Origin of the sequence: Ancylobacter sp. SL191 (assembly GCF_026625645.1) — a bacterium.
In the GTDB taxonomy this organism is placed as follows: domain Bacteria; phylum Pseudomonadota; class Alphaproteobacteria; order Rhizobiales; family Xanthobacteraceae; genus Ancylobacter.
Genome location: NZ_CP113056.1, coordinates 2,555,933 through 2,578,318, shown reverse-complemented (window position 1 = coordinate 2,578,318; position 22,386 = coordinate 2,555,933). Strand labels below are relative to the sequence as shown.

The 22,386-nt window shown below is 67.6% G+C and carries 24 protein-coding genes; 16 read left to right on the top strand and 8 right to left on the bottom strand.

Going from position 1 to position 22,386, the window contains the following annotated elements:
• Positions 1–173 precede the first annotated feature (173 nt).
• Positions 174–356: a hypothetical protein gene (locus OU996_RS11705; RefSeq protein WP_267581779.1), complete on the top strand. Its 183-nt coding sequence runs from the start codon at positions 174–176 to the stop codon at positions 354–356.
• Positions 357–535: 179 nt separating this feature from the next.
• Positions 536–1,558: a Tim44 domain-containing protein gene (locus OU996_RS11700; RefSeq protein ID WP_267581778.1), complete on the top strand. Its 1,023-nt coding sequence runs from the start codon at positions 536–538 to the stop codon at positions 1,556–1,558.
• Between the two features lie 73 nt (positions 1,559–1,631).
• Here the strand turns inward: OU996_RS11700 and OU996_RS11695 are convergent, their stop codons facing one another.
• Positions 1,632–2,018 carry a DUF805 domain-containing protein gene (locus OU996_RS11695; RefSeq protein WP_267581777.1) on the bottom strand — a complete coding sequence of 129 codons (387 nt, stop codon included), beginning with the start codon at positions 2,016–2,018 and terminating at the stop codon, positions 1,632–1,634.
• A gap of 97 nt (positions 2,019–2,115) precedes the next feature.
• Between OU996_RS11695 and OU996_RS11690 the strand changes: the two genes are divergently transcribed.
• Complete coding sequence (locus OU996_RS11690) at positions 2,116–2,529, top strand: GNAT family N-acetyltransferase (protein WP_267581776.1); 414 nt, start codon at positions 2,116–2,118, stop codon at positions 2,527–2,529.
• A gap of 18 nt (positions 2,530–2,547) precedes the next feature.
• Here OU996_RS11690 and uvrB read toward each other — a convergent pair whose 3' ends face one another.
• Positions 2,548–5,148 (bottom strand): excinuclease ABC subunit UvrB, encoded by a 2,601-nt coding sequence (gene uvrB / locus OU996_RS11685; protein WP_267581774.1) that lies wholly within the window; start codon positions 5,146–5,148, stop codon positions 2,548–2,550.
• Between the two features lie 59 nt (positions 5,149–5,207).
• Positions 5,208–6,005 carry a phosphodiesterase gene (locus OU996_RS11680; RefSeq protein ID WP_267581772.1) on the bottom strand — a complete coding sequence of 266 codons (798 nt, stop codon included), beginning with the start codon at positions 6,003–6,005 and terminating at the stop codon, positions 5,208–5,210.
• Positions 6,006–6,285: 280 nt separating this feature from the next.
• Here OU996_RS11680 and OU996_RS11675 point away from each other — a divergent pair, with 280 nt between their 5' ends.
• The 8 genes from OU996_RS11675 (at position 6,286) to OU996_RS11640 (ending at position 12,436) form a co-directional block, all read left to right on the top strand.
• Positions 6,286–6,984 carry a cysteine hydrolase family protein gene (locus OU996_RS11675; RefSeq protein ID WP_267581771.1) on the top strand — a complete coding sequence of 233 codons (699 nt, stop codon included), beginning with the start codon at positions 6,286–6,288 and terminating at the stop codon, positions 6,982–6,984.
• Between the two features lie 66 nt (positions 6,985–7,050).
• Positions 7,051–8,664 (top strand): regulator, encoded by a 1,614-nt coding sequence (locus tag OU996_RS11670; protein ID WP_267581770.1) that lies wholly within the window; start codon positions 7,051–7,053, stop codon positions 8,662–8,664.
• Positions 8,665–8,787: 123 nt separating this feature from the next.
• The gene (locus tag OU996_RS11665; protein WP_267581769.1) at positions 8,788–9,141 is read left to right on the top strand and encodes a cupin domain-containing protein; all 354 of its coding nucleotides are present in this window, start codon (positions 8,788–8,790) and stop codon (positions 9,139–9,141) included.
• A gap of 113 nt (positions 9,142–9,254) precedes the next feature.
• On the top strand, positions 9,255–9,848 hold the full coding sequence (locus OU996_RS11660; RefSeq protein ID WP_420712626.1) for a hypothetical protein: 594 nt from the start codon (positions 9,255–9,257) through the stop codon (positions 9,846–9,848).
• Positions 9,845–10,516: a ribonuclease T2 gene (locus OU996_RS11655; RefSeq protein ID WP_267581768.1), complete on the top strand. Its 672-nt coding sequence runs from the start codon at positions 9,845–9,847 to the stop codon at positions 10,514–10,516. The genes OU996_RS11660 and OU996_RS11655 overlap by 4 nt, the downstream gene beginning before the upstream one ends.
• A 17-nt stretch (positions 10,517–10,533) precedes the next feature.
• Positions 10,534–11,415: a 23S rRNA (adenine(2030)-N(6))-methyltransferase RlmJ gene (locus OU996_RS11650; RefSeq protein WP_267581766.1), complete on the top strand. Its 882-nt coding sequence runs from the start codon at positions 10,534–10,536 to the stop codon at positions 11,413–11,415.
• A gap of 97 nt (positions 11,416–11,512) precedes the next feature.
• On the top strand, positions 11,513–11,728 hold the full coding sequence (locus tag OU996_RS11645; protein WP_267581765.1) for a cold-shock protein: 216 nt from the start codon (positions 11,513–11,515) through the stop codon (positions 11,726–11,728).
• Between the two features lie 102 nt (positions 11,729–11,830).
• Entirely contained in the window at positions 11,831–12,436 is a 606-nt protein-coding gene (locus OU996_RS11640; RefSeq protein WP_267581764.1) for a glutathione S-transferase family protein, read from the top strand.
• 91 nt (positions 12,437–12,527) lie between these two features.
• Here OU996_RS11640 and OU996_RS11635 read toward each other — a convergent pair whose 3' ends face one another.
• Positions 12,528–13,172 carry an outer membrane protein gene (locus OU996_RS11635; protein WP_267581763.1) on the bottom strand — a complete coding sequence of 215 codons (645 nt, stop codon included), beginning with the start codon at positions 13,170–13,172 and terminating at the stop codon, positions 12,528–12,530.
• Between the two features lie 415 nt (positions 13,173–13,587).
• On the bottom strand, positions 13,588–14,211 hold the full coding sequence (locus OU996_RS11630) for an outer membrane protein (RefSeq protein ID WP_267581761.1): 624 nt from the start codon (positions 14,209–14,211) through the stop codon (positions 13,588–13,590).
• Between the two features lie 313 nt (positions 14,212–14,524).
• Here OU996_RS11630 and OU996_RS11625 point away from each other — a divergent pair, with 313 nt between their 5' ends.
• A complete protein-coding gene (locus OU996_RS11625; RefSeq protein WP_267581760.1) occupies positions 14,525–15,316 on the top strand; it encodes an SDR family oxidoreductase in 792 nt (263 codons plus the stop codon).
• A gap of 9 nt (positions 15,317–15,325) precedes the next feature.
• On the opposite strand, the gene OU996_RS11620 is transcribed toward OU996_RS11625, so the two are convergent.
• Together OU996_RS11620 and OU996_RS11615 are read right to left on the bottom strand one after the other, a co-directional pair.
• Positions 15,326–16,306, bottom strand: coding sequence for a DMT family transporter (locus OU996_RS11620; RefSeq protein ID WP_267581758.1), 981 nt, complete (start codon positions 16,304–16,306; stop codon positions 15,326–15,328).
• A 92-nt stretch (positions 16,307–16,398) separates the two neighbouring features.
• A complete protein-coding gene (locus OU996_RS11615) occupies positions 16,399–17,226 on the bottom strand; it encodes an FkbM family methyltransferase (protein WP_267581757.1) in 828 nt (275 codons plus the stop codon).
• 127 nt (positions 17,227–17,353) lie between these two features.
• Here OU996_RS11615 and uvrC point away from each other — a divergent pair, with 127 nt between their 5' ends.
• The 4 genes from uvrC to OU996_RS11595 all read left to right on the top strand — a co-directional run bounded on the left by uvrC (position 17,354) and on the right by OU996_RS11595 (position 21,009).
• Entirely contained in the window at positions 17,354–19,471 is a 2,118-nt protein-coding gene (gene uvrC, locus OU996_RS11610; RefSeq protein WP_267581756.1) for an excinuclease ABC subunit UvrC, read from the top strand.
• A gap of 208 nt (positions 19,472–19,679) precedes the next feature.
• Positions 19,680–20,273: a CDP-diacylglycerol--glycerol-3-phosphate 3-phosphatidyltransferase gene (pgsA, locus tag OU996_RS11605; protein WP_324290755.1), complete on the top strand. Its 594-nt coding sequence runs from the start codon at positions 19,680–19,682 to the stop codon at positions 20,271–20,273.
• Positions 20,270–20,521: a molybdopterin converting factor subunit 1 gene (gene moaD / locus OU996_RS11600; protein ID WP_267581754.1), complete on the top strand. Its 252-nt coding sequence runs from the start codon at positions 20,270–20,272 to the stop codon at positions 20,519–20,521. The genes pgsA and moaD overlap by 4 nt, the downstream gene beginning before the upstream one ends.
• A gap of 14 nt (positions 20,522–20,535) precedes the next feature.
• On the top strand, positions 20,536–21,009 hold the full coding sequence (locus OU996_RS11595; protein WP_267581753.1) for a molybdenum cofactor biosynthesis protein MoaE: 474 nt from the start codon (positions 20,536–20,538) through the stop codon (positions 21,007–21,009).
• A 302-nt stretch (positions 21,010–21,311) separates the two neighbouring features.
• Here the strand turns inward: OU996_RS11595 and OU996_RS11590 are convergent, their stop codons facing one another.
• Positions 21,312–22,202 carry a branched-chain amino acid aminotransferase gene (locus OU996_RS11590; RefSeq protein WP_267581752.1) on the bottom strand — a complete coding sequence of 297 codons (891 nt, stop codon included), beginning with the start codon at positions 22,200–22,202 and terminating at the stop codon, positions 21,312–21,314.
• Positions 22,203–22,386: the final 184 nt, after the last annotated feature.

Genomic DNA, 22,386 nt, shown 5'->3' with positions numbered 1-22,386 from the left:
GCCCCGTTTCTGAACGGAATCGCGCCCAATATGAACGTCAGGCTCAGGCAAGGTTAACCGTTAAACCTTCATAGTCAGTCTCGTTGAGCCGGCATCGTCCAGTGGCGGTGTCTTTTGTGGTCAATCCGGCGCGTGAATCGCCGGCTGCGTATGCGTAACAGAAGGACGTCGAAATGCCCCCCGTCATGAACCGTTCCGAGGTTCAGACCCAAGCCGCCCTGCCGCCCAAGGCCCTCCAGTCGAAGGCTCTGCCCGGTCAGATTGCCGCTCCGGCCTCCGCCGACAAGAAGTCCGGCAGCCTCGTATCCGCGCCCGTGGGCTCCATCGCCTCGCTCGAATCGCGCCTCGGTTTCTGAGGCCGTCGGGAATCGGCGCCGTCCCCTCCCTCGCCGCCCGACGGGTCACAGATGACCCTCGTCGCAGCGACGTGATGGCGACGAGGTGGAAATCACCGCGCTTCTTCCCCATATGTGACGCAGCGGCAGGCCCGATCTTCGGGCCGCCGGATCGCCGTCGTGTTGGGAGAACCCGCCTCGTGAAGTCTCCGCGTTCCCGTTCCGCCATGCTGCGTCTCGCCGTGGCGACCCTGTTTCTCGGTGCCGGCCTGATGGTCGCCACCGATTTCGCCGAGGCGCGCGTCGGCCGTAGCGGCAGCTTCGGCAGCCGTGGCTCCAAGACCTGGTCGACCCCGGCCCCGACCCCCACCGCGCCTTCCGCCCAGCCGATGCAGCGTTCCGCGACGCCGCAGGGCCAGACCGCGCCCAGCGCGGCGGCCCGCGCGCCCGGCGCCCAGCCCGGCGGCTTCTTCAACCGCGGCGGCTTCATGGGTGGCCTGATGGGCGGCCTGCTCGGCGCCGGCCTGTTCGGCCTGCTCATGGGCTCCGGCTTCTTCTCTGGCCTCGGCAGCCTCTCCGGCATTCTCGGCCTGCTGCTTCAGGTGGCGCTCATCTTCATCGTCGTCCGTCTGGTGATGGGCTGGCTGCGCAGCCGCAACCAGCCGTCCTATGCCGGCGGTGCCCGCCCCGATCCGGCTGCGCCGCTGCAGCGCGACGCGCTGAACGGCGCCGGCGGCACGGGTGCGCCGCAGGGCGCGCCGGCAGCGGCCGCCACGGGCCCCGCCCGATTCGGCTTCGGCACCGGCCCGCGCGGCCGCCCGATCAAGCTGGACGGTGGCGATTTCGACAGCTTCGAGCGCCTGCTCGGCGAGGTCCAGACGGCCTATGGCCGTGACGACCGCGCCGCGCTGACGGAGCGCCTGACGCCGGAAATGATGGGCTATATCGGCGAGGAACTGGACGATCTCGCCAAGAACGGCCTTGAGAACCGCCTCACCGACGTGAAGCTGCTGCAGGGCGACCTGTCGGAAGCCTGGAACGAGGATGGCCGCGACTACGCCACCGTCGCCATGCGCTACCAGCTCAAGGACGTGACGCTCGACAAGGCCACCGGCCGCGTGGTGCAGAGCGACGCTGACCGTCTGGAGCAGGCAGTGGAGTTCTGGACCTTCACCCGCACGCCGGGCGGCGCCTGGCAGCTCAGCGCCATCCAGCAGGGCTGAACCTTCGCCTCCTGACCGATTGAACGGGCGCCCTTGCGGCGCCCGTTTTCGTTGGAGCTTCAGCTCAGCGGGATCAGCTCAGCGGGTCGTAGCCGAAGCGGTTCGGGCCCAGCGTGCCGCGCCGCATGAACCAGAAGAAGATAACAAACGCGCCGATGCCGGTGAGCCCGATCAGCAGCCACCAGCCGGTGTGATCCATGTCGTGGAAGCGGCGCACGGCCAGCGCGAGCGAGGGGATGAGCAGCGCGAGCCCGACAAGCGTGCTGATCGGCGTCAGCGCGTGCATATCGCCATAGGCCAGCAGCGACACCGCGCCGAACAGCGCCGTATCGAGCAGGCCGGTGACGATGTTGACGAGGATCGAGAACAGCACCCACCACCAATATTCCGACCGCGTGGCCCGGCCGGTGAAGGTGGCGTACTGGCTGAGACCGCTCGATACGGCTTGCGTGAAACCCATGACATTCCCCCATGCCTCATTGGCATTGCCACGCATTGTTGCCACGAAGGGCGGCAAAGACCACCTCGCGCAAATACGAGGCCGTGGAGAGCAGCCCATGAGACTAGACGTGGAGGCCAATCCGGTAGCCGAGGTGCGGGAGCTGATCGACCGGGGGCTCGATGTTTACAACGAAGCCAAGGGCGGCCCACTGCACGCCTCGAACTTCTGGGTCATCGCCCGCGATGGCGACGGCGGGGTCCAGGCCGGGCTCAAGGCGCACTGCTACTTCGGCTGGATGTTCGTCGATTGGCTATGGGTTTCGCCCGAGGCGCGGGGTGGCGGCGTGGGCAGCGCCCTGCTCGGTGCCGCCGAGACGGAGGCGCGGGCGCGTGGCTGCATCGGCGCCCATCTGCAGACCTACAGCTTCCAGGCGCCGGATTTCTACGCCAAGCACGGTTACCAGCGCTTCGGCCAGATCGACGATTACCCGCCCGGCCATTCCTGCATCTGGCTGAAGAAGCGGTTCTGACGCGCTCTCCGCGCCGCGTCATCGTCCCTTGCGGCGTCCGCCGGGCCGGTAGCCCTTGGTCATCGGGTCCGGCCGCTCCGGCCGCACCCAGTCCTCGACGCGCAGCGGCTCCACCCGGTCGGTCCCGGGGCCCATATCGTCGAGCGAAGGCACGACGATGCGCGAGCGCGGCAGCGGGGCGTCGTCGCCGGAATCATAGACCGCCTGCGCCTCGTCGGCCCGCGCGGCATGGCCGGAGGAGACATGGCCGGGCGAGGAACGCGGGCCCGCCTTGGCGCCCCCCTTGCCCCGCCCCGCCTTTTTCTCCGGCATATTGGCGGCGCGGCCATATTTACGCTCGCCGCGATAGCCGCCGGTCTGGTCATCGACGCTGGCCTGCCGGGCGAGCGGATCGTCGGAGATGGCGAGTTCCGTCGCCTGCAGCCGCTTGATCTCGTCGCGCAGCCGGGCGGCCTGCTCGAAATCGAGATCGGCGGCGGCGGCGCGCATGCGCTTTTCCAGATCCGCCATCACCGCGGCGAGGTTGTTGCCATAGGTGGCGGCGCCCTCGGCCATGCCGGCATCCACGGTCACATGGTCGCGCTCATAGACGCTGTTGAGGATGTCGCCGATCGCCTTGCGCACGCTTTCAGGCGTGATGCCATGCTCGGTGTTCCAGGCGACCTGCTTGGCGCGGCGGCGCTCGGTTTCCGCCATCGCCCGTTCCATCGAGCCGGTGATGTTGTCGGCATAGAGGATGACCCGGCCGTCGACATTGCGCGCGGCGCGGCCGATGGTCTGCACCAGCGAGGTTTCCGAGCGCAGGAAGCCTTCCTTGTCGGCGTCGAGGATGGTCACCAGCCCGCATTCGGGAATGTCGAGGCCCTCACGCAGCAGATTGATGCCGATCAGCACGTCGAAGGCGCCGAGGCGCAGGTCGCGGATGATCTCGATGCGCTCGATCGTGTCGATGTCCGAGTGCATGTAGCGCACGCGGATGCCGTTCTCGTGCAGATATTCGGTGAGGTCTTCCGCCATGCGCTTGGTGAGCACCGTCACCAGCGTGCGGTAGCCCTGCGCGGCGGTGGCGCGCACCTCGCCCAGCAGGTCGTCGACCTGCGTGCGGGCGGGGCGGACCTCGACCTCTGGGTCGACCAGACCCGTCGGGCGGATGACCTGCTCGACGAACACGCCGCCGGTCTTCTCCATCTCCCATTTGCCGGGGGTGGCGGAGACGTGAACGGTCTGCGGCCGCATCGCCTCCCATTCCTCGAAGCGCAGCGGCCGGTTGTCCATGCAGCTCGGCAGGCGGAAACCATATTCCGCCAGCGTCGCCTTGCGGCGGAAGTCGCCGCGATACATGGCGCCGATCTGCGGCACGGTGACGTGGCTCTCGTCGCAGAAGATCAGGGCGTTGTCAGGCACATACTCGAACAGCGTCGGCGGCGGCTCGCCGGGCTGGCGGCCGGTGAGCCAGCGCGAATAGTTCTCGATGCCGGCGCAGCTTCCCGTCGCTTCCATCATTTCGAGATCGAAGGTGCAGCGCTGCTCCAGCCGTTGCGCTTCGAGAAAGCGGCCCATGGCGTTGAGCTCGTCCAGCCGCATCTTCAGCTCGGCCTTGATGCCCTGGGTCGCCTGGATCAGCGTCGGGCGCGGCGTCACATAGTGCGAATTGGCGTAGAGCTTGACGAATTTGAGATCCTGCGACTTCTGCCCGGTGAGCGGGTCGAACTCCTGGATGCTCTCCACCTCGTCGCCGAACAGCGAGATGCGCCAGGCGCGGTCCTCGTAATGCGCCGGGAACACCTCGATCACATCGCCGCGCACGCGAAAGGTGCCGCGACCGAAATCGGCCTGGGTGCGCTTATATTGCAGGGCCACGAGGTCGGCGAGGAGCTGGCGCTGATCGATGCGCTCGCCCACCGCGACCTTGAAGGTCATCGAGGCATAGGTCTCGACCGAGCCGATACCGTAGATGCAGGAGACAGAGGCGACGATGATGACGTCGTCGCGCTCCAGCAGCGCGCGCGTCGCCGAGTGGCGCATCCGGTCGATCTGCTCGTTGATCGACGATTCCTTCTCGATGAAGGTGTCGGTGCGCGGCACATAGGCTTCCGGCTGGTAGTAGTCGTAATAGGAGACGAAATACTCCACCGCATTGTCGGGGAAGAAGCTCTTGAACTCGCCATAGAGCTGCGCCGCCAGCGTCTTGTTCGGCGCCAGAACCAGCGCCGGGCGCTGCAGGCGCTGAATGACATTGGCCATGGTGAAGGTCTTGCCCGAGCCGGTGACGCCGAGCAGAACCTGATCGCGCTCGCCCTCCTGCGCCGCCTTGCAGAGCTCATCGATCGCGTGGGGCTGGTCGCCATTGGGCGTGTAGTCGGACTTCAGCACGAACTCGACGCCGCCCTCGGACTTTTCCGGGCGGGCGGGCCGATGCGGCACCCAGAGCTGGCCGTCCACTTCCGGCCGGCCGGTCTCGATCAGCGCGGTGAGCGCCGCCACGGTGGCGGAGGCGCCCGAGGTCGGCGCCACGCCGAGCTTCTCGGCGAGAGCGGGGTCGAGAGTCGCGGATTGGGCGGGCTCGAAGGCGCGCTGGGAGCGCTCGGAGAATCCGCCGGGACGTGCTGCTTTGGCCATGGCGGGAATATGGGCGCTCGGGCGCGATCCGAAAAGGGGGCGCGCCGGCCGGCCCGGCCTCAGAAAAAGTCGAACGGGCCGGGAAAGCGGCCGATCGGGACATGGTGGGTGACGAGCCCGGTGCCCGGCCGCCACTGATGCAGCAGCAGCGCCGGCGGCTCGACGAAAGAGGCCGCCTCCGCCTCCGGCACGAGGCGCAGGGCGATGGCGGTGGTCGTGCTGGGCGCGGTGAGCAGCAGCGTCCCGCCGAAGCGGAGTTGCATGGAGCGGTGGATATGGCCGCAGAGCAGCCGCTCGACTTGGGGATGGCGCGCCAGCACGGCGGCAAGCCGGTCACCACCGCGGCAGTTATAGTCGTCAATGCAGGCGATGCCGCTCTCGAACGGCGGCTGGTGCATCATCACCAGCGTCGGCCGCTCCGGCTCGGCGGCCAGCCTCGCCTCCAGCCAGTCTTCCGCCGCCGCGTCGAAGTCGCCGTGATGATCGCCGGGCACGGTGACATCGACAGCGACAATCCGCACCGGGCCGTGATCGCCCACCGCGAAATGCAACGGCCCAGTGTCGGGCAGATGCGGGTGATCGGCGAAGGCGGCGCGAAACGCCTCGCGCTCATCGTGATTGCCGGGAATGGCCAGCAGTGGCAGCCCGATCCCCGCCAGCAGAACGCGGGCATGGGCGTATTCCTCGGGCGTTCCGTCATCCACCAGATCGCCGCTCAGCAGCACCAGATCGGGGCGCGGCTCGAGCCGGGCGAGATGATCCAGCGCCGCGACGAACATGGCGTTGGAATCGACCAGCCCCTGATAGAGCACGCCCGGCGGGCGCAGATGCGGGTCGGAGAGATGGGCGATGAGCATGGCGACTCCCGAGACGCCCTATCCTTCACCGGGCGGACCCGTGCAACAACCACCCGCACGTCGCGATGCCCAATTCATTCACGCCTCTATAAATGCATATAATTTAATCAATATGCCATCATAAAGACCGCAGCGCGTCGACCAGATCACAAAAATATATCTATTATCATCAGTTACTTATATCCAATAAAGGCTTGGCACGCCTCCTGCATACATCAATGTATGCACGAACCGACGCCCTCCGCCGAGGTGCCGTGCTTCCTGATTGCGGAGCCGCCCCATGCCCGACAGCCTTCTCGCCGCCGAGCCTGCCGCCCTTGCCTTTGATCCGGCGCGCGCGGCGCTGGTCATCATTGATATGCAGCGGGACTTTCTGGAGCCGGGCGGCTTCGGCGAGACGCTGGGCAATGACGTGTCGCTGCTGCAGGCGGCGGTCGGTCCCTGTCAGGTGGCGCTGGCGGCGGCGCGCGCGGCGGGGATGCTGGTCATCCACACCCGCGAAGGCCACCGCCCGGACATGATGGACGCGCCGCCCGCCAAGGTCGAGCGCGGCGAGCCCACCACACGCATCGGCTGCGCCGGCCCGATGGGCCGCATCCTTATTCGCGGCGAGCCCGGCCACGACATCATCGCCGCGCTTTATCCCGCACCCGGCGAGCCGGTCCTCGACAAGCCCGGCAAGGGCGCCTTCTACCAGACCGACCTCGAGCTCATGCTGAAGAACCGCGGCATCGACACGCTGCTGGTGGCCGGCGTCACCACCGAGGTCTGCGTCCACACCACGATCCGCGAGGGCAATGACCGCGGCTATCGCTGCGTCGCGCTCAGCGATTGCTGCGCCTCCTATTTCCCGGAGTTCCACCGCATTGGCCTCGAGATGATCAAGGCGCAGGGCGGGATCTTCGGCTGGGTCTCCGATTCCGCGGCGCTCACCGCCGCGCTCGGCAACAAGCCCGCCGCCCAGAGCGACGCGGCGTGAGTTTCAGCGTGCGCCTGCCGCCTTTCGCCTGAGCGACCACCGATCAACCTGAGGGGACGAACCACCATGTCCGCCACCGAAATGACGCCGATATCCTCCTCCCGCATCGGCATGAGGCCGACGTTGTGGACGCGGGGCGACTGGAATGCCCTGTTCGGCTTCGGCACCAACATCCTCGTCAACATGCTGGTGCTGACCGGCCTGCTGCAATTCGTGCTGAAGATGCCGCCGGAAATCGTCTTCGGCCGCATCCTGCCCGCCGTCGGGCTGATGATGTTCCTGTCCACGAGCTATTACGCCTGGCTCGGCTACCAGCTCGCCAAGAAGACCGGGCGCGATGATGTGTGCGCCCTGCCCTCGGGCATCTCGGTGCCGCATATGTTCGTCGTCACCTTCGTCATCATGCTGCCGATCGGCGCGGCGACGGGCGACCCGATCAAGGGCTGGGAAGCCGGCCTCGTCTGGGTGTTCTTCCAGAGCTTCATCCTGATGATCGGTGGCTTCATCGCCCCCTATATCCGCAGGATCACCCCCCGCGCGGCCCTGCTCGGCACACTGGCGGGCGTCTCCATCGCCTTCATCTCGATGCGCCCCGCCTTCGAGATCTTCACCACGCCGGTCATCGGCCTCACCTGCTTCGCCATCATCCTGGTGAGCTGGTTTGGCGGGGTGAAATACCCCAAGGGCATTCCCGCCGGCCTCGTCGCCATCGCCGTCGGCATGATCATCGCCTGGGGCTCCACCGCGCTCGGCCTGAATTATGGCGGCATGAGCGTCGCCAATGTGGGCGCGGCGCTCTCCAGCTTCGGCTTCTCCGTGCCGCTGCCGGCCTTCGATCACGTCTTCTCCGGCTTCCAGTATCTCGGCATCATCCTGGTGACCGCCATTCCCTTCGGCATCTACGACCTCGTGGAAGCCATGGACAATGTAGAGAGCGCGGAAGCGGCGGGCGACCATTACCCAACCACGCGGGTGCTGACCGCCGACGGCGTGGTGAGCCTCATCGGCTGCCTGATGGGCAACCCCTTCATCAACGCGGTCTATATCGGCCACCCCGGCTGGAAGTCGATGGGCGGGCGCATCGGCTACTCGGCCGCAACCGGGCTGATGGTCATCATCCTCTCCTGGTTCGGCATCATCGCCCTGCTTCTGGCGCTGATCCCGGTCGTCGCCATCTCGCCGATCCTGCTCTACATCGGCATGCTCATTGGCGCGCAGGCGTTCCAGACCACGCCCGCCAAGCACGCCCCGGCCGTGGTGCTGGCGCTCACCCCGCATCTGGCGGCCTGGGCCAAGCTGCTGATCGACAATTCGCTGGCGGTCGCCGGCACCTCGGCGGCGGCGCTCGGCCTCGACAAGCTCGGCTCGGTCGGCGTGCTCTACCATGGGCTCGAGGTGATGGGCGGGGGCGCGATCCTGGTCGGCCTCGTGCTCGGCGCCATCGGCGTGTTCGTGGTGGAGCGCAAATTCGTGCCGGCCGCGGCCTTCGCGCTCGCCGGCGCCGTCCTCACCTTCTTCGGCTTCATGCATGGCGAAGCGGTGGGGATCGGCGTCACGCCCGGCGTGGCGCTGGCCTATGTGATCGTCGCCGGCTTCCTCTTCGCCTGCTCGAAGCTCGCGGTAACGGAGACGGAGACGGCGAGCCTGCCCACCTCGGTGCAGGCGGCGCCGGCCGAATAGGCGGCATCGGAATAACGCCTCGATCCTCCGGGGGGCGGATCGAAGCGGCTTGAGGCGGCGCGGCGCATCGCACAGGATGGGCCGCGCCGTTTCTGTCGCCGGCGCCATTCCCTTGAGGTCTCCATGTCCTTCCTGCTCCGCTTCGACCCCGACAATCTCGGTACGCCGGAGGAAACCGCGCCGCTGCCGGAACGCATCGTCGCCGGCGATCCGCGGCACCTGACCTGGAATCTCGAAACCCTGCCGGACAACGCATTGTTCGCCGGCGTGTGGGAATCGAGCGTCGGCTCGTGGCGAGTGGATTATGAGGAGTGGGAGTTCTGCTCCCTGCTCTCCGGCGTCTCCATCCTGCACGAGGACGGCGCGCCGCCCGTGCGGCTCACCGCCGGCGACAGCTTCGTCATCCGGCCGGGCTTCAAGGGCGTGTGGGAGGTGGTGGAGACCACGCGCAAGCTCTACGTGATCCGCCTCATCTGACGCAGGGTGCGGATTCTCAGGGGGTGTGGCCTTGCCGTTATTGACCGGCCCTCGCCCCCGACGCATCTTCGCGCCAAGAGGGGCTGGGACCACACGGGTCTGGGAGACGTGCCATGCGTACCGAAGAAAACCATGCCGCCACGACGTCGCGCCGCACGATGACGCGCGCCACGCGCCGGCTCGGCATCGGCCTCGCGGCCGCCGGCCTGCTGGCGGCGTCGCTCTCCGGGGCGCAGGCGGCGAACTTCTTCGAGAAGAATTTCTGGCTGTCCGGCCCGAACTACAGCGGCAAGGTGCCGGCCTGCGACACGCCGGAGGCGCTGAAGCGCATCCGCAGCGAGTTCGCGACGACCGAGAAGCGGTTCTGGAACTCCAAGCTGAGCATCGACAGCGTCGGCCCGGTACGCGAGATCGCCTTCCGCCCCTGGGGCGAGGACTACATTCCCCGCCGCTACTGCCAGGCAGATGTTGTCATCTCCGGCCTTGAGGGCACGCCGGCCTTCACCAGCGAAGGTGCTTATGGCAGCGGCGCCTATGACGGCAAGGCGGTTACCAAGGTCGCGCAGGGCGGCCATCACCGCACCGTCTGGTACTCGCTGGTCGAGGATGGCGGCTTCCTCGGCTATTCCTGGGGCGTGGAATGGTGCGTCGAGGGGCTCGACCGCTCCTGGACCTATGCCCCGAACTGCCGCATGGCGCGCCCATGACCCTCGGCATCGGCGCACGGGGGCTTCTGGCCGTCGGCGCCCTGCTGGGTGTGTTCGCGGCCGCGCCCGCCGTCGCGCGCGATCGGCCGGGTGACTTCGATTTCTACGTGCTGTCGCTTTCCTGGTCGCCGAGCTACTGCGCCGGCGAGGGTGACGACGCCGATCCCATGCAATGCGCCGCCACCGCCCGCCCCTATGCCTTCGTGGTGCATGGGCTATGGCCGCAATATGAGAAGCGCGGCTGGCCGCAATTCTGCCAGAAGCCCCCGCCCTTCGTCGCGGAATCCATCGTGCGCTCGATGCTCGACATCATGCCGGGCCGCAAGCTTGTGCTGCACCAATGGCGCAAGCACGGCACCTGCTCGGGTCTCGATTCGGCGACCTATTTCGAGAAGGTCCGGCTGGCGCAGAGCCGCGTCACCATTCCCGATGAGTTCCGCAAGCTCGACGACTACCGCATGGTGTCGCCTAGCGAGGTGGCGGACGCCTTCCGGGCCGCCAATCCGGGGCTGGGGGCGGACATGATCTCGGTCCAGTGCAGCGACAAGCGCCTCAGCGAAGTGCGGGTCTGCATGAGCCGCACCTTCCAATTCACCGCATGTCCCGAGGTGGCGGCCAAGGCCTGCACCACGGATCGCGTCGCCATGCCCCCGATGCGGGGCGGCTGAACCCGCCGGAACCCCGCATGAATTATCGCCACGCCTTCCACGCCGGCAATTTTGCCGATGTCGTCAAGCATGTCGTGCTCGCCCGCATCCTCGCCTATCTCGGGCAGAAAGACGCGGCGTACCGCGTGCTCGACACCCATGCCGGCGCCGGCCTCTATGACCTCGCCGGCGAGGAAGCCCAGCGCACTGGGGAGTGGGAGGGCGGCATCGGCGCCGTGCTGCGCGCGGAGTTCACGCCTGAAGTCGCCGCCCTGCTGAAGCCGTGGTTCGATGTGGTGCGCGCGATCAATCCCGGCGTTGACGGCGACACGCCCGCCGCGCTCGCCGCCCGGCTGCGCCATTATCCCGGCTCGCCGCTGATCGCGCAGACGCTGACCCGCCCGCAGGACCGCCTGCTGTTCTGCGAGACGGTTGGCGGCGTGCGCGAGTCGCTCACCGACGCCATCGGCCGCGACGGACGGACGAAGGTGCTGCCCACCGATGCCTGGCAGGCGCTCACCGCCTATCTGCCGCCCAAGGAGCGGCGCGGGCTGGTGCTGGTCGATCCGCCCTTCGAGGAACCGGGCGAGTTCCACCGCATGGCGCAGGGGCTCATCGAGGCGCATAAGCGCTGGCCCACGGGGGTCTATGCGCTGTGGTACCCGATCAAGGATGTGCGCGCGGTGGACGGCTTCCGCCGCGAGATCGAGCGCGCCCGAATCCCGAAGGTGCTCAACATCCAGTTCGACCTGCGCGCCGTCCGTCAGGCGGACGCACTGTCGGGCTGCGGGCTCATCATCGTCAACCCACCCTTCGTCCTCGCGGAGGAACTGCGCCTCGTGCTCAACGCCCTCGTGCGCGTGCTCGCCACCGACGGCACCGGCCGGGTCCGTATCGGCTGGATCACCGCCGAACGTTGAAGGCCTGTCACATCCATCCGGCATTGGTCTTGCTTCCACGCTCCGCAGGTTGATCCGACCGGGCCTTGCGGCCTCGGGGGATGAGGAGAGCAGGCGTATGGCGACGACGGGTACCGTCAAATTCTTCAACACGGAAAAGGGCTACGGCTTCATTCGCCCGGATGACGGCGGGCGCGACGTCTTCGTGCATGTGTCGGCCGTCACCCGCTCAGGCATGGGCACGCTCGCCGAAGGGCAGCGGGTGAGTTTCGAGGTCGAGCCGGACAAGCGGGGCAAGGGCCCCAAGGCCATCGACCTCCAGCGGGCCGACTGATAAGGCAGGTGTGAAGCCGAGATATCCCGTCCACGGCCGGGACCGGCCGCGGGCGGGTTCTGCCACGTTCGCGCCGCCGGCCCGAACTGAGCGAAGTGTCCCATGAAGCTGCGTTCCTCGCCCGCCTCCCCGTTCGGCCGCAAGGTCAAGATCGCCGCCGTCGTCTGCGGCATCCACCTCGACATTGAGCCGGCCGACACCACCAACCCTGCCGATACGCTGCGCGGGCAGAACCCGCTGGGCAAGATTCCGGTGCTGCTGCGCGAGGACGGGCCGGCGCTGTTCGATTCCCGGGTGATCGTGGAATATGTGGACGCACAGGCGGGCGGCGGCGTGGTGCTGCCGGTCGGCGGCGAGGCGCGCTTTACCGCCCTCACCCAGCAGGCGCTGGCCGACGGGCTGATGGATGCGGCGCTGCTTCAGGTCTATGAGACCCGCTTCCGTCCGGAGGAGCAGCGCTCGGCCAGTTGGGTGGACAATCAGGCCGGAAAGGTCGCGCGCGCGCTCAAGGTTCTCGAATCCGCCCCGCCCGCCCCGCTGGAAGTGACCGGTGCGGCGCATATCGGCGAGATCGCCCTCGCCTGCGCGCTCGGCTATCTCGATCTGCGCTTCCACGGCGTCTGGCGCGAAGATCACCTCGCCCTCGTCGACTGGCTGGACAGCTTCGCCGCGCGCGTGCCCGCTTTCGAGGCAACCCGCCCGAGCTGATCGCCCTCGACCGCGCGGCACAAAGGAAAAGGCCCCGAACGTTGCCGTCCGGGGCCTTTCTCATTCAGCGTCCGGGCCGGAGCCCGCGGCATCAGAACTTGTAGTTGATGCCCGCGCGGACGACGTTGGCCGTCAGGCCGCTGTCGGCGCCGATGCTGTCATAGTAGTCCTCGCCGAGATCCATGTAGAGGTACTCGGCCTTGACGGTCCAGTTGTTGGTGAAGGCGTACTCGACGCCGCCGCCGATGGTCCAGCCGGACAGGGTGCCGTTGGCGCTGCTGCCGGTGAGGTCGTTGGTGACCTCATTGTGGCCCCACGCCCAACCGCCCGTCACGTAGGGCATGATGTGATCGAAGGCATAGCCGACGCGGGCGCGCACGGTGCCGAAATAGTCCATCTTCTGCTCGACGCCGAAGGCAGTGTCCTTCAGGCTGCTGCCCTGGATGTCGGCCTCGACGCCAAGGACGATGTTGTTGTCGAGCTGGATATTGTAGCCGATCTGGCCACCGCCGATGAACCCATCGGGGTTCAGGCCGAGCGTGTCGGCGGCGCCTTCACCCGAGCCCCAGCCGTAGCCGGCGTTGGCACCGATGTAGAAGCCGGTCCAGGAGAACACCGGCGCGGGAGCGATGACCGGCGCCTTGGTGGGATAGGGCTGCTGCAGGTCGGCGGCGAAAGCGGGCGCCGCGACGAGCAGGGCGGCGACGGCAACGCCCGAGCTGATGATCTTCTTCATGGATACTCTCCGAGAAACAATAGGCAGGAACGGCACGATGGTCTTTCACGTCACGTTCGATAGGTGAGATAGGAGGGCAGATAGGCGTGTCAAAGGCCGGATTGCGGCAGAATTCGCCATTATTGCCTCCAAACCCGCTGTCACATGCTTGTGAAATGGGCATGGCAGCCCGCATGGCGGCTCGATTCGTGGAGGTAATTTCGCCCCAACGCGGCAACCCGGCGCCGCAACAATTCCGCCATGATCGCCGGTGGAATGCCGGTGGCCTGTTGCACGAGAACAACAGATTCCTGACCCCGCGGCATATCGAGCGCCTTGAAACGCAACGAGCGCCAGCACTTTCGCGCTGGCGCTCGCCGCAAGTGGAGGCAGGATCGGGCCGTTGGACCGCGGCGGACCCGCCTCGAAGCCAGGATCAGAACTTGTAGTTCACGCCCGCGCGCAGGATGTTGGCGGTGGTGCCGACATCGATCGGCCCGACGGCGGTGTCGTAGGTCTCCTTGCCGAGGTCGAGATAGAGATACTCGGCCTTGACCGTCCAGTTGGGCGCGAAGGCGTATTCGCCACCGGCGCCGATGGTCCAGCCGGTCTGGGTCTGGTCGTTCGACAGTCCGTTCAGCTGATAGGTGCCGCGGCCATAGGCGAAGCCGCCCGTGCCGTAGATCATCGCCTGATCGAAGGCGAAGCCGGCGCGGGCGCGGACCGTGCCGAAGTAATCGAGCTGGTAGGTCGGGCTCTCAATGTTGCTGGCCTGGAGGTCCGCCTCGATACCCAGCACGAAATTGCCGGCGGTCTGCCAGTTATAGCCGGCCTGGATGCCGCCGAGGAACCCGTTGGTGTCGTCCGAGGCATCGGCCGCACCCCAGCCATAACCGGCATTGGCGCCGATATAGAAGCCGGTCCAGCTGAACACCGGCGCCGGAGCCGCATAGGCGGCCGGCGCGGGGTAGGAAAGGTCGGCGGCCGCCGCGGGGGTTGCCACCTGAACGGCCATGAGAGCCGCCGCCAGGCCGGCGCCGGCCAGAATCTTGCTGTACATTTTCGTCTCCTGCGTCGCGAGGCGTCGCCCCTCGGCTCCACCTGAATTCAGTAACGCTGACGCTCGCATAAATGTATGAGCAGAATCTTAGTGTCGGACGTAACGATATATTATGTTTAACAGGCGGTTTACTATCAATCACGCGCCTGTCATTAACCATGATCGCATTACCACACGCTCTGAACGGGTTGATATCCTTGAGTTGCGCAACCCGTTTGCGATGCATGGTGAATGAAGAACTAACGCGGTGGAATGATCCGCTTCCGGGGGTAATCGCGTAAGAGGCTGGCCTGAAGCAACCCACACGGTTTCCATGACTGCGACCGACAATGCCTCCCCGCCGGTTCCGGCGCCCCACCGCCCCATCGCCCTGGTGACGGGCGGCGGTGTGCGCATTGGCCGGGCGATCAGCCTTGCTCTGGCGGGGGCGGGCTATGACGTGGCGGTCCACGCCCGTACCGCGCGCCCGGCTGTCGAGGCGACCTTGGAGGAATTGCGGGCCCTTGGCGCCCGCGCGGCACTGGTGACGGGTGACCTTGCCGATCCGGCGGCGGTGGCCGCGCTGCTGCCGGCCGCGACGCAGGCACTCGGCGCGCCGGTGCTGCTGGTCAACAACGCCTCGGAATTCAGCCCGGACGGCGTGGGCCGTCTCGACCTCGTGCTGTGGGAGCGCCACATGGCGGCCAATCTGCGCGCGCCGGTCTTCCTCACCGAGGCCTTCGCCGCTGCGCTGCCGGCGGGCGCGACGGGCGCCGTGGTCAACATCATCGACCAGCGTGTGTGGAAGCCGACGCCAGCCTATCTCTCCTACAGCATCTCGAAGAACGGGCTGTGGGCGGCGACACGGATGATGGCGCAGGCCCTCGCCCCGCGAATCCGCGTCAATGCCGTGGGGCCGGGCCCGACGCTCGCCAATGACCGGCAGGATGGCGACGCCTTCGCCTATCAGAGCCGCGCCGTGCCGATGGGGCGTGGCCCGACGCCCGGCGAGATCGCGCAGGCGGTGCTGTTCCTCGCCACCGCCGCCAGCGTCACCGGCCAGATGATCGCGGTCGATGGCGGCCAGCACCTTGCCTGGCAGACGCCGGACACCGAGACGGATTGATCGCCGCGCTCAGGCGCCACGCCCGCTCTTGCGGTCGCTCAACGTGAACCAGCCGATGCTGAAGGTGACCAGCAGCGCGCCGAACACGTCGAGCGCCGTCGTCGGCTCCCCAAGGATGAGCACCGCCAGCACCATGGTGGCGACCGGGCTCATCGTGCTGATCATCGCATTGGCCTGCGCCGAGATCCGGCTCAGCGCCGCGTTCATCAGGAAGGTCGGCAGCACGGTGGCGCCGATGGCCAGCATGACCGACAGCCAGAATACATGCGGGGTAACGATCAGCTTCTCCAGCGGATGCGTCACCGCAAACTGGCCGAGCGCAGCGGCCGAGGCGGCGATCATGGCGATGCAGGTGAACAGCGCCGAACCAATATGCTTCAGGAGCCGGCTCGCCAGCACCTGATAGAGCGCGAAGCTCATCGCCGTCAGCGCCACCAGCCCGGTGCCCAGCACCGCGTCATGGCCGAGATGGGAAAAGTTCTGCGCGAAGATCAGCGCCAGCCCGCTATAGGCCACCGCGAAAGCCCACAGTGCCTTACCCTTCACCGGCAGCTTGAACAGCAGCGCGCCGAACAGCACGACGAAGAGCGGGTAGGTGAACAGGATCAGCCGCGCATAGGAGGCCGAGATGTACTGCAGGCCGAGAAAGTCGGTGTAGCTGGCGAACCAATAGCCGAGCGCGCCGACCAGCGCCGAGAACAGCACGATGCGCGCGCTGGGCAACGGCTCGGCCTGACCGCGCATCCGAAACAGCGCCAGCGCGCCGATCACCACATAGAAGGGCAGCGAGAACAGCATGCGCAGCGCCAGCAGCGTCTCGGGATCGACGCCTTCCGCATAGGCGAGCTTGATGATGATGCCCTTGGAGGCGAACAGGATCGCCCCGCCCGCCGCGAAGGCGTAGCCGGAGAGCGGGATGGTCGGCTTCGCGCCGGGAGTGACGGCGGAGCTGGGCGCGCGGGCGGCGGCGGCATCGGTGACGCTGGACATTGTCCCTGCATAAACCCATTGCCGGCGCGACGCAGCATCGCGCTGCGCGCAGGTGGCAACCGCCGCGCGCAAAGCTCGCTTGTGCCGTAACGTCAGGCCTGCGGCAGCGCCACGCCCGGCCGCCAGCCGGCGAGCCGCGCATTCACATCGGGCCGGGCGATGAAGAGGAAGTTGTTGATGTAGGTGAAGGGTGCGCGGGCCGCCGTGCCGGCCTCGTTGAGGCTGGCGAGGCTCTGGTCGCGCGCGGCATCGAAAGTCTCGATCGGGTGCAGACCGTCGGCACGGGCGAAGAAGCCCTTATAGCCGAGCGGCTCCAGGCTCGCCCGCAGGCTGGCGACCGCGCCCGGCCGGTGGCGCTCCTCCGCCTCGATCAACAGGCTCGGACGGAAGGAGGCGATGAGGTCGCGCGCGCCGTCAAAGACCCGCTGCTCATGGCCTTCCACGTCGATCTTTATGAAGGCGATCGCCTCATCGAGGCAGTCGCTGAGGCGGAAGCAGCGCACCGTCACCTCGTCGACCGCCACGCCCTCGCCCACCGCATGACCGTCAATGGTGGCGAGCGGTGAGTAGCCGCGCGGGATATGCAGATCGACCAGCCCGCTCGAATCGCTCACCGCCCCGTCGAACAAGTCGAGCCGGCCATCGGCCAGCGCGTCGGGGAAACGCCGGCGCAGGATGCGCCCCATGTATGGATTGGGCTCGAAGGTGGCGACGCGCGCGCCGAGCCGCAGCAGCCAGTAGGTAAACACACCGCGATTGGCGCCGATGTCGCACGCCAGCTCCCCCGGCCGCACCAGCAGCGGCAGGAATTGCAGCTCGCTCGCCGGATTACGCGCGGCGCGCTGATCCGCCAGACGGCTCAGAAACGCGAAGACACCGGGCAGCCGCGTCTCCGCTGCCGTTCTCAGACCTGTCAGCAAAATGGCGCCTCCGGCGCTCCTCCCGAATTTTCGCCAAGGAGTACCATGGCGCTGCCGCCAAGGTAAGAAGCTCCGCACCGGCGCCCTGCCCCTGTTCGAGCCGGCCGGGAATTCGTATCTAGGCGTCATGAGTAGCCGCCCGCTTCAGGATCTGCCCGACCTCGACGATGCCGCCGACGATCTCGGTGCGGAAAGCGAGGACGATCTTCTTCTCGTCGCCCCGGAAGGCGAGGAGGCCGAGCCCGCGCCCGGCTCGGTGGCCACCGGCCGCGCCGCCATCCAGCGCGCCATCAAGCACGCGCCGAACGGGCCGGGCGTCTACCGCATGATCGGCGCGGAAGGCGCGGTGCTTTATGTCGGCAAGGCCAAGAGCATCAAGAAGCGCATCGTCGCCTATACCCGCCCGACGGGGCTGACCGCGCGCATCATGCGCATGGTGGCGGCGACGGTGGAGATGGAGTTCGTCTCCACCGGCACCGAGACCGAGGCGCTGCTGCTGGAAGCCAACCTCATCAAGCAGCTGCGGCCGCGCTTCAACGTGCTGCTGCGCGACGACAAGTCGTTTCCCTACATCCTCATCACCAAGGACCACGCCGCGCCGCAGATCACCAAGCATCGCGGCGCGCGCAACCGGCCGGGCGATTATTACGGGCCCTTCGCCTCGGTCTGGGCGGTGAACCGCACCATCAATGCGCTGCAGAAGGCGTTCCTCGTCCGCTCCTGCTCGGACAGCTTCTATGAGGCGCGCACCCGGCCCTGCCTGCTGTTCCAGATCAAGCGCTGCGCCGGCCCCTGCACGGGCGAGGTGAACCACACCGACTATGCCGAGTACGTCACCGAGGCGCGCGACTTCCTGTCCGGCAAGAGCCGGGCGGTGAAGGAGCAGCTCGCCCGCGAGATGGAGCACGCCGCCGAGGAGCTGGAATTCGAGCGCGCCGCCGCGCTGCGCGACCGCCTCGCCGCGCTCTCCGCCGTGCAGGGCACGCAGGGCATCAACCCGCGCTCGGTGGAGGAGGCGGATGTGTTCGCCATCCATCAGGAAGGCGGGGCGACCTGCGTGCAGGTGTTCTTCTTCCGCACCGGGCAGAACTGGGGCAACCACGCGCTCTACCCGCGCGCCGACCGCAGCCTGGACCCCGGCGAGGTGCTCGGCGCCTTTCTCGCGCAGTTCTACGAGGACAAGCCCTGCCCGCGCCTCATCCTGCTCAGCGACGACATCGCCGAGCGGGAGTTGCTGGAGGAGGCGCTGTCCGCCCGCAGCGGCTACCGCGTCGAGATCGCCAGTCCCAAGCGCGGCGAGAAGCGCGAGCTGGTCGAGCACGCCCTGCAGAATGCGCGCGAGGCGCTCGGCCGCAAGCTCGCCGAGAGCGCCAGCCAAGCCCGCCTGCTCGACGAGCTGCGCCGCACCTTCGCGCTGCCGGACGTGCCGAAGCGCATCGAGGTCTACGACAACAGCCACATCATGGGCTCGAACGCCGTCGGCGGCATGATCGTCGCCGGGCCCGAGGGCTTCGCCAAGAGCCAGTACCGCAAATTCAACATCCGTTCGGAGAACCTCACGCCGGGCGACGATTACGGCATGATGCGCGAGGTGCTGACCCGGCGTTTCTCCCGCCTGATGAAGGAAGCGCCGCGCGCGGCGCGCGCTCTCCCCGAGGGGGAGGCGGCTCCCTCGCTCACCGGGGAAGACGGTTCGGCTGAGGGGAATGCCCCGCCGGAGATGCCGGATGCCCTCCCCCTCGACACGGAGAGGGAAGGCGCTGAGGAGGAAACCTCCGCCGCCACCAGCGCCTGGCCCGACCTCGTGCTGATCGACGGCGGCCCCGGCCAGCTCAAGGCGGCGTCGGAGACGCTGGCGGGCCTCGGTATCACCGATGTGCCGCTGATCGGCGTCGCCAAGGGCCCGGATCGCGACGCCGGCCGCGAGACTTTCTACCGCGAGGGCCAGACACCGTTCCGGCTCGAGCCACGCGACCCGGTGCTCTATTTCGTCCAGCGGCTGCGCGACGAGGCCCATCGCTTCGCCATCGGCTCGCACCGGGCGCGGCGCAAGAAGGACATCACCCAGGCCGGCCTTCAGGAGATTCCCGGCGTTGGCCCAACGCGCAAGCGCGCCCTGCTTCGGCATTTCGGCACGCTGAAAGCCATTGAGCGCGCCTCGCTGGCCGATCTGGAAGGCGTGCCGGGGGTCAATGCGGCCACCGCGCGCGCCGTCTACGACTTCTTTCACGCCCGGCCGTCATGAGGCGCCCCATGGTCACGCGATGGCCACAGCCCGACCGCACTATGGGTTTTCGCACGGCGGGAGGGCGTGGCGGCAGGGCAGTGTCCCTATCGCCTGATCGTGCCAATGCGATTGACGCGGCGGACGGGCGCCTTTACGTCCGTTCCAAGGGAGCCGGCACGCCATGGTCGATGTCACAAGCAGCCAGCAGACGGTACGGGAGCCGACCATGAAGCGCGGCCATGCCTTCTCGCTGCCTAACATGCTCACTTACGGCCGCTGCGTCGCTGTCCCGGTGGTCGCCGCCTGCCTGTTCTGGGCGGATATTCTCGCCGGCGGCCTCTGGCTGCGCTGGCTCGCGCTGGCGATCTACATCGTCGCCGCCATCACCGATTTCTTCGACGGCTATCTCGCCCGCGCCTGGTCGCAGCAATCCGCCATCGGTCGGATGCTCGACCCGATCGCCGACAAGCTGCTGGTCTCGACCTCGCTGCTGATGCTGGCCTCGGACGGCACCATTCGCGGCTGGTCGCTCTGGGCGGCCGCGGTCATCCTGTGCCGCGAGATCCTGGTCTCGGGCCTGCGCGAATTCCTTGCCGAGCTGCGCGTGAGCGTGCCGGTGACGCGGCTCGCCAAGTGGAAGACCACCGCCCAGCTCGTCGCGGTCGGCGTGCTGCTCGCTGGCCCGGCGGCGGACCTGCTGGTGCCCGGCATCACGCTGGTCGGCATCATGCTGCTCTGGATCGCGGCCGTGCTCACGCTCTATACCGGCTGGGATTATTTCCGCGCCGGCGCCCGCCATCTGATCGAGGACGCCGCGTGAAGGTGCTCTATTTCGCCTGGGTGCGCGAGCGCATCGGCCGTGAGGCCGAGGAGATCGAGGTGCCCGCCGAGGTGCGCACCGTCGCCGAGCTGGCCGGCTTTCTCGCCGGGCGCGGCGAGGGCTATGCCCGCGCCTTCGAGAACCCGAAGGTCGTGCGCGCTGCGCTCGACCGCAAGCACGCCAAGCCGGACGCGCCGCTCGCCGGGGCGCGCGAGATCGCCTTCTTCCCGCCCATGACGGGCGGCTGATAGAGGAGCGCGGCATGGCGACGGCATCCTTGTTCACCGTTCGCATTCAGGCCGAGGATTTCGACGCCGCGCTTGAGGCGAAGGCGCTGACGCGCGGTCGCAGCGATGTCGGCGCCGTCGTCACCTTCGCCGGCCTGTGCCGCGCCGACGATGCGCCCGGCGGCGCCCCGCTGATCGCGCTGACGCTGGAGCATTATCCCGGCATGGCCGAGGAGGAGATGCAGCGCCTCGTCGAGGAGGCCCGCGCGCGCTGGCCACTCACCGGCGCCACCGTCATCCACCGCTATGGCCGCATGGAGCCCGGCGATAACATCGTGCTGGTCGTCACCGCCTCCAGCCACCGCGCCGCCGCCTTCGAGGCCGCGACCTTCCTGATGGACTGGCTGAAGACCCGCGCGCCGTTCTGGAAACTGGAAGAGCGCGAGGAAGACCGCAACTGGATCGCCGCCAAGGACAGCGACGACGAGGCCGCCGGTCGCTGGGGCTGACAGCGGATTTTTCCGGCCGCCACCGCCCGGCGTCATCCCGGAACGGCCAGAGGCCGTATACGGGATCGCGTGCCGTGACATCCAACCCGATCCCGAACCCCCCGACGATCCCGGCTCTCCGCCTGCGGCTCCGGCCGAGATGACGCGCGAAGGCACGCCCTTCCCCACCACCGCGTCGTCATGGCCGGGCTTGGCCCGGCCATCCACGACTTCGGCGGCCTCAGGAACCCAGAAACAAACATGCCCGGCACGAGGCCGGGCATGACGTTATCTTGTCGGGCGACGAGGCGCGGCCGATGGACTCAGGCCGCCGCTTTCTTGGGCTGCACTTCGGCCATGTAGTCGTCCATCAGCGTGCGCGTGACCGGGCCGGGCTGATAGTGGAAGCGGCCGGCGACCTCGGAAACCGGCGTCACCTCGGCGGCGGTGCCGGTGATGAAGCATTCGTCGAAGCTGCCGAGTTCCTCCGGCATGATCGCCCGCTCATTCACCACGATGCCGCGGCGCTTGGCGAGCTCGATCACCGTCTGACGGGTGATGCCGTTCAGGAATGCGTCGGCTTCCGGCGTGTGGATGACGCCGTCCTTGACGAAGAACACATTGGCGCCGGTGCATTCGGCGACACGGCCGCGCCAGTCCAGCATCAGCGCGTCGGCATAGCCGTTCCGCTCCGCCGCGTGCTTGGAGATGGTGCAGATCATGTACAGGCCGGCCGCCTTCGAGGTCGAGGGCGCGGTCTGCGGGTCCGGGCGGCGGTATTTCGCCTCGTCGATGCGGATGCCCTTGAGGCGCTGCGCCGGGTCGAAATAGCTCGGCCATTCCCACGCCGCGATGGCGAGGTGGATCTGGTTGTGCTGCGCCGAAACGCCCATCATGTCCGAACCGCGCCAGGCGACGGGGCGCAGATAGGCGTCCTTGAGGTTCATCCGGGTCAGCAGCTCGCGCGAGGCGGCGTTGATCTCGGCGTCGCTATAGGGCAGCTCGAAATCGAGGATGCGGGCGCTTTCACGCAGGCGGGCGGTGTGCTCTTCCAGCTTGAAGATGTCGCCACCATAGGCCCGCTCGCCTTCGAATACGCAGCTGCCATAGTGCAGCCCGTGAGTCAGCACATGGACCTGGGCATCCTGCCACGGCACGAAGGCGCCGTCGTACCAGATCCAGCCGCTACGTTTGTCGAAAGGCTCGCTAGCCATGGTGCATCTCCCAAATGGAACCGGAAAGCGCCCTCGCGGCGCCGGCCCCTCTCGTCCTTTGGCCGTTCAGGCTTCGGCGTTGTCGCGAAAGCGCAATCTTTTGCCTCGCGGCCGAAGTCCCGTTATCGTTCGCCGCCCATAGGGCAGCTCGTCCTCCCGTTCCGAACAGGTTGCCGGCAACGCC